Consider the following 13,641-nt stretch of genomic DNA (forward strand, 5'->3'; position numbering starts at 1 on the left):
TTTTCGGTGCTGGTGACCCAGTTGCAAAACTGGTCCCACAGGTTGGCGCTTTCGCGCTGCTGTAAGGTTGTTGTCATTTGTTTATGATTGCTTTATTTGGTTTTCAATGTTCGTGACGGCTTTGTGTTCCGCCATGTAAATAAACATAAAGCTTTTATTTCAGTTTGTAAAGGCCTTCTAAGCACAGATTTTCTTATACTTAACATAGATTATGCTTATTCAAAGCCAGAAGGCTTGCTGTATCGGGAGTTTAAAAGCAGAAGGCGTAATTTGTGGGCGATCGCCCACAAATGAAGAATACTCATAATCTACCTGGGCAACGAGATTCGGGACAGGCGTCCGTGTTAAGATAGATGAAGGGTTGCGATCGCCAACCGCAAAACTCGCACTGCACAGATAACAGATATATGTTGTTGCACAAGTCCGATCGATAAAAATCCCAAGAAATGTCCCGCACAGTCACCTACAGCCCTGCTTATACTCTGGTTCCCACTTACGAGTGTTTTAACCGCTGCACCTATTGCAATTTTCGGGCCGAACCCCTGCAAAGTCCTTGGCTGACGCTACCAGAAGCCGAAAAACAGCTCAACTTGCTGCAAACTCAAGGTGTAATTGAAATTCTCATCCTCAGCGGCGAGGTACATCCTCAAAGTAAACGGCGAAAAGCTTGGTTGCAGCGGATTTACGATTTGTGCGAACTGGCACTTGCTCTGGGATTTTTGCCGCATACTAATGTGGGGCCGCTCAGCTTTGAGGAGATGGCACAGTTAAAAGAGGTAAATGTATCGATGGGGCTGATGCTAGAACAGCTTGCCCCAGATTTGTTACAAACGGTTCACCGACACGCACCGAGTAAAGTGCCGGCGCTGCGGCTGCAACAGTTAGAATGGGCTGGGAAATTAAAGATTCCGTTCACAACTGGTTTGCTGCTGGGAATTGGCGAAAGTGAAGTCGATTGGATTGAGACATTAGAGGCGATCGCCCTGATTCATTCGCGTTACAATCACATTCAAGAAGTTATCCTCCAGCCCTACAGTCCGGGAAATCAGCAAATTTGGGACGGTGAAGTTTTTGATTCTACAAAAATGCCCGAAGTAATTGCGATCGCCCGCAGCATTTTACCTGATGAAATTGCCCTACAAATTCCGCCCAATTTAGTTGCACAGCCAGACATATTACTTGCTTGTGTAGAAGCAGGTGCTACAGATTTAGGAGGAATTGGGCCACGGGATGAAGTTAATCCCGATTATCCTCACTTGCAACACCAAACTTTAACAAAAACTTTAGCAGCATCGGGATGGCAACTTGTGCAGCGTTTGCCTGTTTATCCTCAGTACGATAAGTGGCTGCCACAAACATTGCAAAGTGCTGTAAAAAACAGGAGAGTTATATCAATTTCGGTAGCATCGGAATAGTAAAATCCAGCCAATAGTCAACAATCACAGATGGTGCAACCGGAATCGATTTAATTCATCTGCGTTAATCTGTGTTAATCTGTCTGTATCTGCAGTCAAAAAAAGATAATTTCTTCTTCACCGAAGATGACAAGAGATTGACGCCCATTTACGCAGAGGTCGAGAAGAGAGATAGGAATAATTCCGATTATAACAAATTTGATATTAGTCATTAGACACTATCAGGAAAAGGCACTGCAGTGTCCAGAGTTGCTATCATTCCGGTGCAACGGAAATTGATATAATATATTGAGATTTTAAATCAAAGAACCGCCACCATCAATCCAGACTTCTGTACCTGTGATAAAGCTGGACGCATCTGATACCAGAAATAAAACTAACTGGGCGACTTCTTCAGTAGAACCGGCCGTATTATCAGTCAAAGGAATCATATCTTGAATCGAATCAGGCGCGACTGGAATGCGATCAAGATGGCGCTTAGTGGTACTTTCCTCAATCGCAGTCAGCACCCCACCCGGACAGATAACATTGACTCGGATTTGGCTGGGAGCAAGTTCTAGCGCCAGCATTTTTGCTAAAGCTACTTGGGCAGCTTTGCTGGAAGCGTAAGCTGTGGCCCCCACTTTCCTGAAACTTCTGGTGCCATTAATCGATGATGTAATAACGATGGAACCTCCTTGTTTTTTTAGATAAGGAACAGCATATTTGACAGTCAAAAATGTTCCTCTGAGGTTGGTATTAATTGTCCGATCCCACTCCTCTGGTTCTATCTCTTCTATCGGCGACCATACGCCGTTAATACCCGCGTTTGCCAACACAATATCAATCCTTTGATATTTGTCAAAAATTGTTTGAAATGCCTGTTGCATTTGCTGAGAATCTGCCACATCGGCGGCAATAGCCAGCCCGCATCCTCCTTCATTGACCAACTTGCGGACGGTTTCTTGCCCCGTGTCTAAAATGCGATCGATAATAGCAACTTTTGCGCCTTCCTTAGCCATTAAAATTGCTGCTGCACGACCTATTCCCGACCCACCGCCGGTAATAACGGCAACTTTTGCTGAAAGTTTCATATTTTTTTATATAAATAATTTTTTGCGCGATCGCAGAGCATAAAAATAATACTAGAGAGAAGACTTTAGTCCTCACTACAAACAAGTTTTTTTCCTCAAAATCATGAAAGTAAAAAGTGGTTTAATGTACTAATTATAGCGGTAAGGTGTGCAGTGCACACCCTACTTTAGGCAGAGGAGTACGTCAATTTTAACGCTGTTCTTAGGGCTGTGGCACCCAGACCGAAACAGAACCGGCGTTACACCGAAAATCAGCCCAACCATCGTCATTAGTTGTGATTGGTTCTTTGATGTGTTCGGTGATGTCAATATAAGTTCGATTCGGTTGTCCGACTTCCATAAACTTGGTGCCATCGCCTCCGTTACTGAGTACCACAGCCATGCCGCCCGGATGTTCTTCATTTCCGAGTCGCGTCCAGCCAATAGTGTTGGCGTGGTCGAAGTAATCGTACTGATTGCCGTAGGAATAAGTTTGGCGGGCTAACAAGAATTTATCGAGAATAAACTGATGTTTGTCTAACCAAATCTCGTATTCGTTGCCATCGTTTCCTGTATCCTTATAGTGCTCGCCGTAATAATCGGGGTAGAAAATGCAAGGATATCCTTCGCGCCGCAGCAGGATTAAAGCGTAGGCAAGGGGTTTAAACCAAGCCTCGACAACTGATTCTAGGGATTGTAAGGGTTGCGAATCGTGGTTGTCAACCAAGGTAACGGCGAGGGTTGGTTGTTGTTGGACGAGGGTGTTATCAAAAATTGTTCGCAAGTCGTAGTTATTGCCGGCCTTGCTAGCAGCGTGGAAGTTGTAGTGGAGGGGTGCGTCAAATAAGGTGACTTTACCATCGGTTGCTGTAATGAAGCTGTGCAAAGCTTCCACTTCGTAAGACCAATATTCGCCGACGGCAAATAGGTCGCGTTGGGCATAGTGGCGGACGTGTTCCAACCATTCTTGGAAAAATTCTGCTGATACGTGTTTGACGGCATCGAAGCGAAAGCCATCAACGTTTGTTGTATCGACATACCACTCACCCCAGTATTTTAATTCCCCGGTGACTTCTGGGTTGTCCATATCTAAATCGCAACCCATTAGGTAGTCATAATTGCCTTTTTCTAAGTCTACTCCTCGATCGAATTCTTTACCTTTGAGCAGGTAAACGGCATGGGTTTCTGTGTTGTAAACGTTGTAATCAATGGCGTCAAAATGCCACCAATGCCACTCCATGCTGGAATATTTTTTGTCGCGGCCGGGGAAGGTAAAATGCGTCCAAGCTTTGATTTTTTGATATTCGCCTACGGTGTCGTTTCGGTTGTCGGGATTGAAGGGTGTGGCTTCGGCTTCTTCTTCGGCATCCGCACCTAATTTGTGGTTGAAGACAACATCGGCATAAATCCGAATTCCAGCATCTTGTGCAGCTTTAATCGCGGCTAAATACTCATCTTTTGTGCCGTATTTCGTGCGTACCGACCCTTTTTGGTCGAACTCGCCTAAATCGAATAAGTCGTAGACGCCGTAACCCACATCCATACCGCCGCCCGTTCCTTTATAGGCTGGCGGCAACCACAGGGATGTAACGCCTATTTTGGCTAAATCTTTTGCAGATTTCGCTAGCTGATTCCACAGGTTCCCGTCAGCGGGGGTGTACCAGTGGAAATACTGCATCATCACCCCATTTAGTTCAGACATAAATTTAGTTTTTCCTATTTTGTAATGTTCCCAGATAGATTTTTGTTCGTAGCTTGCTAGTTTACGTAGGTCTGCAATCTATCGCTAATAAATATCATAATAGATGGGGTTGCTCACCACAATCTATCTGTTGATGGATTGACAACAGAATGTAAATTTGATAATAATTATTTTCAGGCTATCGAAAATTATTAAAAAGGTAGCGATCCTTCTGCAACTCGTTCAACTCTGGTTTTCCAAGTACCGTCGATCGCCAATTCAAGCAATCTAAATCCTGGGGGGATTTCGTCAAGGATAATCGGATGGCTTTTGGGTAAAAGTTGGATGCAGGTGCTGGGTGTCCCCAAGTAGGTAACTGACCCCCGCTGTTGTTGAAATTCTTGGTGAATGTGGCCACAAAGAACGATTTTGATTTGAGGATATCGATCGACAATTGCCAAAAATTCATCGGCATTGTGCAGCATCATTCCATCCATTATTTCAGAGTCGATCGGCAGCGGATGATGGTGCAAGGCAATCATAACAGGTCGATCGCCCGTTTGTTGCAGTTGAGAGTCGAGCCAATGCAAGCTTTCTGGGGAAAGCCGCCCGCCGTCGCATCCGGCTTCGACACTCGAAAGTAATAGAAATTGCCAGTTTCCTAGCATCCATGATTTTTCTGGGGAAAGAGGCGACTGATTTAAGATTTCTGCCATGACTGGGATGTTATCGTGGTTCCCAGGTATCCAGTAGGCGGGAATTCCGATGGGGGCGATGAGAGAGACGAGGCGCTGGTAGGATTCGGGTGTTTCGTCTTGGGACAAGTCGCCTGTGAGTAGGAGTAAGTCGGGCGGCGGCTGTATCTGTTGCAAGCGATCAAGAACTGCTTGGAGGGTGCGGGTTGTTGAGAGGCCTTTCCATTCTCGATCGAGCTCTGCAAACAAGTGAGTGTCCGTGATTTGGGCGACGAGTAGGGGAGAATCGGGTGTCATGGCTGGTGTTGCGGGTCGTTGCTATAGTTCTAGAGTACCTTCCCACAAGGGTTTTGGGGATATGGGAAAAAAGGGCGATTCCCTACCCTTGGGGAACCCACGCGCGATCGGGATAGCTGCGCTTCACGAAATTTTTGACAGGTATGTTAAAATTTTCGAGATTTGGTGTACTATAAGAAAACGTCAAATTTCAGACGTGACGGCGGCATAGCCAAGTGGTAAGGCAGAGGTCTGCAAAACCTCCACCCCCAGTTCAAATCTGGGTGCCGCCTTTTTTAATTTGTACAGTAACAAATTCTTTGTCAGTGATGACAGAGTTTTGTCCATTGAGGGAGAAGGAACCAGAGTTTACGAATCCGGTTTCGCCGTGGCGGTTTATGCTGTGGTGGAATTCATTCATGGCGATCGCTCGATCTGGTAGAGTTGGATAAGTCGAGGGCGATCGTATCCCTAGATAAAGGTCAGCCTGTAATTCCGGTGTGGTTAGATGTAATTTATCAGCAGTTGAATAACAGACTTAATGAGGGGAACGAATAGGTTTAATCTCTATGGGAGATAATGCTTGATGACTAATAGAAATACACAACCTGATGAGGGTATTTTCGATTCTGCTCTGGCTAACCAACGTGGAGTACAAGAAACCTTCTTCCTAGATTTTTCGGCTGACGAAAGTATTGCCCAAAATCTTCACCAATCCGATGAATCTGTGCAGCGTCGGATACGCCAATTCATGGAACAGGCTAATACTCAAACTCAGTTTTTATTTGACTTCAATACATACGGTAATAATTTCGATGAAGAAGTCGCAGCAGATTTAAGGAGTGGGGCAATTGCAGCAATTGACTCTACAGATATTTTACCGATTACTGACTTAATGACCACATCTTTTTATGCTGTTGGAGTTGGATATATTACAAGCCAGAATCGCCATAAACCCGAGTTTGTTTTGACTTGGACAAACGCTAAATATGCAACACCTGATAAGATTACCGCGAATGATAAAGACTTGTGGAATTTATGCGACGACTTAGATAATGCTCGGCAGACGAAAGGATCTTGGGCAACTACATTTCGAGAACACCAAGAACGAAAAGTCGCAATTGATGATAAGTGTAAGCAAGATATCGTGCTACTAGATGGACCTATTTTTACTCAAAACCTGATTACCCAGCATTCAGGACGAGAACTTTATTCTGAGATGATGCAAACAGGGAAGCGTTTTATTGGTGTAATCAAAGATTTGGGGAGTTCATGGGCAATTAGTAAGTGGACAGCCATGAGTTTAGAAAGAGGAGAAGGATTCGTCCTGTGTCCTATCCAAGGCCAGTATCAACGACGCTTTAGAGATAACAGAAGCATTAATAATTGGATTGGTGCATTACCTGGGCAGTATGTCCGGGTCGTTTATCGTCCTGCTGAGAAAGCATTTGCCTTTGAATGCGCTCTAGCTGACTTATCATACGCAGTCAGCTTATTGCGCCAAGATGCTAGTCCAACAATTAACCACGAAATCCCGCTTTTGCTGGAAACGGTTGATTGGCATCTCAGAGGAAGCAACAACTCCCAGGCAATTAAACACTCCTTTATTAGCGAAATCCAGCGCAATAACTACCGTATGGGAGTAGATATTACAAATGAAGGTAACTACCGATGACACTCATTCAAATTCCTGACACGATCAATTCTGACTTAAGTTTAATCTGTGGCTACACTTTTAACGAACCAGAATTATCAGCCAACGATTTTGTAATCGTTGAAGATCGCGCCAGCCAAAGGAACTATTTTGGACAAGTTGTTGGACCACAAGCCAACTTGAATCGCTCGGCACTTGGCCCACAAGATAACGCGACAATTAATGCTTTTGAGCAGCTAGAGCAGAATAACTACGCTCGTGAAGTTGTAGTTCGAGAGGTTTATTTTTATCAAGTAAATCTGATTAAAGATATTACTCAAGACCCACCAAGTAGCGTTCGTCGGCGACCCCAAATTGGATCTATTGCCAGACAAGCAAAAGAAGATGAGATCATCACATACTTAAACTTGCCTCCTGTCGAGGAAAAATATCAAATTGGACAAATTATCGATACAAACATTGGCATTTATGTCAATCCACGAACTCTTTATTATCAAAGCTTGATTGCTGGTTCAACTGGGAGCGGAAAAACTAATTCTTGTGCCAATTACATTCGCGCAGCATTACAAATGGGCTTTGCAGTTATTATTTACGATCACAAGCCTGATTATCAACATATTGATAGACCAAATCAAGATGCAATAAACATTTTCAATCCAAATGGTCAAACAGACCAAAAGACAACCTGGATTGAAGGAGTTAATGCTGATTTTTACTACTTGGGAGAGGAATCAACTGCCTTTCAAGGTACTCCAATTGCTATTCCAGCCTCAGAGTTCGATCCAGCAGTTCTGGCAGCAGTAATGTACTATCCTCCTAATGAAACTAACTCTCGTGAAGAATTCGAGACTTTATTAGAAGAATTCGACGACGAGCGACAGGCAGAGCAGAATGGTAACGAGAGAGCAATTTGGACACTAAGCGACTTTTTCCGATGGGTCACTAGCAACAATGATCGAAATTGGCAGCCGCCTGCTCATACAGGTGATCGTTTTGCTGGACGCCAGAGATCCACCTATGACGCAATGGTAAAGAAAATGCTCCGCCGGAATCGTCGTCCGGCTTGGGTTGACGGTGGACTGCCAATCCGTCCAACGACAAATTCTAACGGTGCTAGAGACACAAGTCCGAGTGCGGCTGTATTTGGTCAAGATCAAACCCCTGAGAAACCAAAATGGTTTGATCCTACTGAGCTATTAAAAGGTGGAAAAGCATTAGTTATCCGTGTAGGACAGGCAGGTGGAGGACGTGACTATGGCTTATTCCTAAACTATATGCTTAAACGAGTTTACGAGCTCAAAGAGCAACGCAAGATTACTTTCCCAGTCCTGCATCATATTGATGAAGCTCAAGACCTCTTCAATGGTAGTAAGCAGTTTTCCTCTGCAATAGGGAATGTTCTTAGTGAAGGAGTTCGTAAAGGCAGAAGCCGACAAATTGCTTTTACTATTGCTGTTCAGAGCGCGGCTCAGATACCTGATGATATCTTAAATAATTTAAACACTCGCATTATTCATCGGCATAACCGAGCCAGTGAAGCACAGAGAGCATTGGAGAAAGCCGCAGATGCCCAAATTTCGATGACCAAGAATTTTGGGCCTGGTGAAGCACTTGTCGATCTATTTGGTGCTTCAGCAGTAGTTAATGCCAGAATGCGTTTATCGCCTTTTCAGCTTACTACTGAGGAGTTATTAGACCAGATAGAACAACAACAGCAGCCACACCAAGAGCAACAGCAGCAAGAACAACAACCACACCAAGAAATATCGGCAGAGGACGGAGACATACCGTTTTAAATGCAAGGACATCATAAAAACTTTTTGACGAAAAAAATCGAGCCCATGCAAGAGATACTAAATCAACAGCCAGCAGTTCTGGCTTCATCTTCTATCGTCCTAACTGTGGTTATCGGTAGTCAGGAGGAAATCAATCAATGAAAGAGCCTTCATTTGAACATGAATTTGCTATTATCCCCACCATTGTTAGTGGCAATCAAGAAACTGTTGTTGTCCAATTTTTGAAAGCAGCGACGGAATTATTAAGCAAAGCTAAAACTCTCGAAGAAATTCAGGATGCTTGGCAAAAAGTCAATGCGCTGGAAGCTCTCTCTAAAAAATTCAGATTAAGTAAGGATGTGCAGCTTGACGCTACTGAATTGCGGATTCGGATTGAACGTCGATTAGGAGAAATGTTAAGCAAAAAAAATCAAAGCGGAGAAGGAGGTTTAAAAAAACAGAATCAAAATTCAGTTAAGGTTGATTTGGATTCGGAGACTTCTAAAAGCATCCGATCAAATCTTAATTTTACCAAAAATGATTTGTCAAAATTCCAGGAACTTGCAAGCACTCCACAAAAACTATTTGAGGCTGTTGTAACTGATTTGAGGACTGAAGCAGTCATTAAAAGGCAGACAGCTTTATCCACAACCGGAATACTACGGGCTATTCGGAATGAACATAAAAAAGATAGCGAACCCCTATTTAGCCCTATTATCAAGCCTTCTGACAACTGGAACTTTAGCACGGTTCAATATGGTCGGATCGATGAAGAATTGGAGGAATACAGAGGTTACATTCCTGGAGAAATTTATGCTAACTGCTTCTGGTACTACGTCAAGCCAGGGGATTTAGTAATTGCACCAATGGCTGGCTCTGGTCAGGCTTGGCGAGTATATGAAGCTCGTCAAGAGTGGATGGGTCAGCACGTTTATGATTTTAAATTAAAAATGTTTGATCTGACTCCACGCGGGAAGTACAAAGATTTAATTATTCAACATGATTTGACAAAAAGCTTCCCGGTTGAGAATCCCGATTACATTGTTATGGACATTCCTTATTATGGGATGGTTGCCCAACAGTATTCTAATAAGTCGGAAGATTTAGCCAATATGTCTTTAGAAGATTGGCAGATAGCAATCGCTAGAATTGCTAAAAATTGTGCCACCGCACAAAAAACTGGAACTCTTTGCACTGTTATTTCTCCAAATTATCGGGATGTAGCCAATGGTTTAATTGTAATGGTTACAGATATAATCCGCTCTTTGTGGGAGTCTGCTGGCTATATTCTTCACGATAAGGCTTATTCAAGTCGAAGAATTCAGCAAAATCAAACCCCACAGATGGCGCGAATGAATAATCAAGCTAAAGCTAATCGAATTATGTTGACTGACATTACAGAGATTTTGACATTTCGGAGAGTTTAATTCCGAGAACTTCCCAACAACTTTAAATTGCCAGTCTATTGTATAACAAGGAGGCTCAGGATAATCTGACAATTAAATTGCTAATTGCTCATCGCCCCAAAGCAATTAGCAATTAGCAATCTTGCCCAAATCATCACATTTGGCTGATCGTTCTTTAAAACTTTAATTACCGTCTAAGAAATATTGAGCGGGATTGTCGCTCGCTTTAATATTTGTTGAACCACCCCATAATAGTTAGGATTTTCTAACCCTTCTAATTCATGTTCGATATCTTCCCAATCCCCTAGCTTGCTTTTCCACTTACCATCCTCTTCTTGTCGGGCTGCGTGCTGTGGCTGGCCGTTATAGGTGTAGATTGCTATTTTTTGAAACTCCGGTTCCAGGTCACGATTATCACAAGGTTCATATCCAATAGTTTGATAAGCTTGGATAAAAGCTTCCAGCGTTAACTCTCTTGAAACACCATCCGGCCAGTACCCATCTGGGTCTACCGGGTCCCATCTGCATTCCTCTTCTCCAGCAGCAAAAGCAAAACAATTATAATCTACTGTTTCTTCACTTGTTACTTGATATTCAGTAAGCTCTAAGTTAGGAAATCTCAATATTTTTCGGTACTCTAGCTTACCACTCATAACCGTGTTCTTTTCCCCATTGTATCCAGGCTTGGGCCATTTGCTTCATCCGGCCGCGCTGTTCGGGTTTTACCGGATTGTCACCAGTAATTGCCCTCAACGCCCAAAACCAATGGTCTGGCTTTTGTTCGAGGTCACGCAAAATCAACGGGATAACTGGCTGTCCCATGCCGATAATTCTCTGATAAGCCTGGTGCATGGATTTCTGTGTAACTAATGATAGCATCCCCGTTTCGACGCGCCATTCTTCGGCGAACTTCTTAAACTCTGCTTCGAGTTCTACCTTGCTTTTAATCGGGAAGTCATCAGCAGGAATTCCTGAAGGCAACAAATATACTTTTAAAACATCTTTGGCTTTTGATGCCGATTCTAAAAAGCTATTCGGCATCAACAAATCATTAAGCTTTTCACAAAATCGCTCTTTTTCTTCTGTTGATAAGTTAGAGAGTTCTTCAAATTCATCAACAGCCGCAATAAGCTCGTCTGCTAGTTCTTCCACTGTCCAAGTATAAGTTTTCTTTAAAGCGTATATAGGAATAATACTCTCTAGTATATTGACTAAATCATCATGGTTCGTGTTTTCTACCTCTGACTCTACGTTTCTGACTAAATCATCAAGAGGCAACGCAGGGACTGTTTTTCTCAACGCAGTCACAATAGCCTCAAACACTGAGTTGTCCAAGGCTATAATTTTTTCGATGCCGGATTGATATTGGCGATGTATTTTTAAAGAAGGCATATTAGTTTTCTTATCTTTGCTAAGAGAAAGTTAACTTGAGACTAATTGGCTGACTTATACATTCCTTCAAACACAAAGGGTAAGGTGCGCTAGGCGCACCCTACAAGTAGAGTCTTTGCGTAAGTCCTAAATTAGCAATCTTGCCCAAACGATCACATTTTGCTGATAATTCTTTGCAGGATTTCTACGCCTGATACCGCTTGCCAGCCAAACAGACCCAAGAGCACAACATTTAGAAAGATGTGAGTGTTTCTGGCCAAATCATTGCCTTTTTGCATCAAAGGAGTCAGCGAGGCGGCGATCGCAATTATTGCCGTCATTCCCAATCCTGCTAGCAAGTGCGGGCCGACAAATAGTTTGCCGTTGTTGATGTAGGTGACGGCCATTCCGCCGACTGCCCCCGTTACCATCAAGGCTAGCAGCAAAGAACCCATTTGGTGATGCTTGATGTTGAATTTACCCTTAATTAACTCTTTTTTGACTTCGCCTTCCGCACTTCTGGTACGGCGGATTTGCAGGCCGAGATACAAAGCATACAAGGAGATTGCTAGCAATACCCACATTAAAACTGGGTGGAAGAATTGGCTCCAAACTTTAACTGACTGAGGAATTTCGAGATTCATGGTGTTCTGAGGATTAGCAAACATACTTCATAAAACTTAGCATACCAGTCAGGCCGTCTCGTGCGACGGTAAAAATATACGGTATGAGAGACTATTATGGCTGCCACTAAACAAGACGCTGTATTGATTCAAGCCGCCAAGACTGGCAACATTATTCACGTCCAAGCTTTACTCGCTAAGGGAGTTGACGCTAATGCCAAAGACTCTGAGGGGACGACGGCTTTGATGTTTGCGACCCAAAAGGGCTATACGGAAGTCGTGCGTATCTTACTAAACAATGGCGCTAATGTCAATCAAGCGAGCAGGCGTTTTGGGCTGACGGCTTTGATGCTGGCGGCGGCTCACAAACAGCCTGATTCTGCACGGCTGTTGTTAGCTGCAGGTGCTGATATTAATGCTAAAAATGATGATGGAAGTACGGCTTTGATGGCGGCTTCTCTGAAAGGTGATATCAATGTTGTGCGGCTTTTACTTGATGCTAATGCTGATGTAAATGTCCGAGATAAAGATGGAGATTCGGCTCTAAAAATAGCTGCTTTATCTGGTCATCTAGCTGTTGTTAAAGTTTTGGTGGATGCGGGTGCGGTTGCTGACAATTCTATGCTCTTTTTAGCTGTCCGTCAAGGTAGCGCAGAAATTGTGCGAATTTTGCTCAAGTGTGGGGCGGATGCTAATGTTAAAAATCTAGAGAGCAAAACTGCTTTGATGCTGGCTGCGACGGCGGGAAATTTGGCTGTTGTCGAGGCGCTGTTGGCTGCTGGTGCTGATGTCGAAATTCGCGACAAAGAGGGCGAAACTGCTTTAACTTTGGCTGCGGATTCCGGCAATACTGATGTGGTGCAAACTTTGCTTGGTGCGGGTGCTGATGCGAATGTGAAAAATGGAGATGGGGGTACGGCTTTGATGGCCGCTGCTGCTGGCGGAAATTTGCCGATCGCCCATATCTTACTCGATGCTGGTGCCGATATCAACGCTAAGGATAAAGATGATGAAACTGCTTTGAATTTTGCCGTGGTTGAAGGCTGCGAAGATGTGGTGGAATTGCTCTTAAACCGAGGTGCTAGTGTCGGTTCGAGAAATCGGTTGGGCGATACGCCTTTACTGGTGGCGGCTGTTCACGGTCATAGTGCGATCGTATCGGCTTTGCTGCAAAAAGTAAACTCAAATCCGGCTGATTTTCTGAATGCTAAAAACTTTGGGGAGACGGCTTTGACGCTGGCGGCTTTTCACGGACATACCGAGACGGTAAAGGCTTTGCTTGACGGCGGTGCTGATGCGAATATCCCGGCGGATTTGGGGAAAACGGCTTTAATGAAGGCGTGCGATCGCGGTTATATGGCGATCGTCCAATTATTAGTCGAAAAAGGTGCGGATGTCAACTTGCTGGATGATTCGGGCGCAACTGCTTTAATGTGGGCTGCACATCGGGGTTATGCTGATGCAGTAAAGATTTTAATCGCTGCTGGTGCAGAACTAAACCACAAAAATCCGGGAAATTATACAGCTTTAATGCTGGCTGAGTTTAAGGGTTATTCCACTGTGGTGAAATTGCTCAAAAGTGCTGGAGCACAGGAGTAAAAATTAAATAGTATAGTTTTGAGTAACGTAATTATGTCATTCTCAGCGCAGGCTTTGCGAAGTAAAAAAGCTCACATATCCGGACTTACCGATT

At 43.8% G+C, this 13,641-nt stretch carries 11 protein-coding genes and 1 tRNA gene; 6 read left to right on the forward strand and 6 right to left on the reverse strand.

The features are described 5' to 3' along the window. Positions 1-446: 446 nt before the first annotated feature. Positions 447-1,415, forward strand: a complete 969-nt coding sequence (gene cofG / locus QUA78_RS12445) for a 7,8-didemethyl-8-hydroxy-5-deazariboflavin synthase subunit CofG (protein ID WP_333304279.1) — start codon at positions 447-449, stop codon at positions 1,413-1,415. Positions 1,416-1,711: 296 nt separating this feature from the next. On the opposite strand, the gene QUA78_RS12450 is transcribed toward cofG, so the two are convergent. The 3 genes from QUA78_RS12450 to cpdA all read right to left on the reverse strand — a co-directional run bounded on the left by QUA78_RS12450 (position 1,712) and on the right by cpdA (position 5,140). Continuing rightward, complete coding sequence (locus tag QUA78_RS12450) at positions 1,712-2,488, reverse strand: SDR family NAD(P)-dependent oxidoreductase (protein WP_333304278.1); 777 nt, start codon at positions 2,486-2,488, stop codon at positions 1,712-1,714. Positions 2,489-2,690: 202 nt separating this feature from the next. Beyond that, on the reverse strand, positions 2,691-4,169 hold the full coding sequence (locus QUA78_RS12455) for an alpha-amylase (RefSeq protein ID WP_333304277.1): 1,479 nt from the start codon (positions 4,167-4,169) through the stop codon (positions 2,691-2,693). A 191-nt stretch (positions 4,170-4,360) separates the two neighbouring features. Beyond that, positions 4,361-5,140: a 3',5'-cyclic-AMP phosphodiesterase gene (gene cpdA, locus QUA78_RS12460; protein WP_333304276.1), complete on the reverse strand. Its 780-nt coding sequence runs from the start codon at positions 5,138-5,140 to the stop codon at positions 4,361-4,363. A gap of 201 nt (positions 5,141-5,341) precedes the next feature. Between cpdA and QUA78_RS12465 the strand changes: the two genes are divergently transcribed. From QUA78_RS12465 to QUA78_RS12480, 4 genes are all read left to right on the forward strand, one after another. Continuing rightward, positions 5,342-5,412, forward strand: a tRNA-Cys gene (locus QUA78_RS12465). Positions 5,413-5,705: 293 nt separating this feature from the next. Further along, positions 5,706-6,794 carry a hypothetical protein gene (locus tag QUA78_RS12470; protein WP_333304274.1) on the forward strand — a complete coding sequence of 363 codons (1,089 nt, stop codon included), beginning with the start codon at positions 5,706-5,708 and terminating at the stop codon, positions 6,792-6,794. Then, on the forward strand, positions 6,791-8,569 hold the full coding sequence (locus QUA78_RS12475; protein ID WP_333304273.1) for a helicase HerA-like domain-containing protein: 1,779 nt from the start codon (positions 6,791-6,793) through the stop codon (positions 8,567-8,569). Before QUA78_RS12470 ends, QUA78_RS12475 begins: the two co-directional genes overlap by 4 nt. A 137-nt stretch (positions 8,570-8,706) precedes the next feature. Next, positions 8,707-9,975: a hypothetical protein gene (locus QUA78_RS12480; RefSeq protein ID WP_333304272.1), complete on the forward strand. Its 1,269-nt coding sequence runs from the start codon at positions 8,707-8,709 to the stop codon at positions 9,973-9,975. Between the two features lie 173 nt (positions 9,976-10,148). Here the strand turns inward: QUA78_RS12480 and QUA78_RS12485 are convergent, their stop codons facing one another. The 3 genes from QUA78_RS12485 to QUA78_RS12495 all read right to left on the reverse strand — a co-directional run bounded on the left by QUA78_RS12485 (position 10,149) and on the right by QUA78_RS12495 (position 11,969). Continuing rightward, entirely contained in the window at positions 10,149-10,607 is a 459-nt protein-coding gene (locus QUA78_RS12485) for a DUF7689 domain-containing protein (RefSeq protein ID WP_333304271.1), read from the reverse strand. Then, complete coding sequence (locus tag QUA78_RS12490; RefSeq protein ID WP_333304270.1) at positions 10,597-11,346, reverse strand: hypothetical protein; 750 nt, start codon at positions 11,344-11,346, stop codon at positions 10,597-10,599. The genes QUA78_RS12485 and QUA78_RS12490 overlap by 11 nt, the downstream gene beginning before the upstream one ends. Positions 11,347-11,498: 152 nt before the next feature. Then, a complete protein-coding gene (locus tag QUA78_RS12495; RefSeq protein ID WP_333304269.1) occupies positions 11,499-11,969 on the reverse strand; it encodes a DUF4079 domain-containing protein in 471 nt (156 codons plus the stop codon). A 96-nt stretch (positions 11,970-12,065) separates the two neighbouring features. Between QUA78_RS12495 and QUA78_RS12500 the strand changes: the two genes are divergently transcribed. Beyond that, on the forward strand, positions 12,066-13,547 hold the full coding sequence (locus tag QUA78_RS12500; RefSeq protein ID WP_333304268.1) for an ankyrin repeat domain-containing protein: 1,482 nt from the start codon (positions 12,066-12,068) through the stop codon (positions 13,545-13,547). Positions 13,548-13,641: the final 94 nt, after the last annotated feature.

This window comes from Microcoleus sp. K4-B3 (assembly GCF_036704615.1).
Lineage (GTDB): Bacteria > Cyanobacteriota > Cyanobacteriia > Cyanobacteriales > Microcoleaceae > Microcoleus.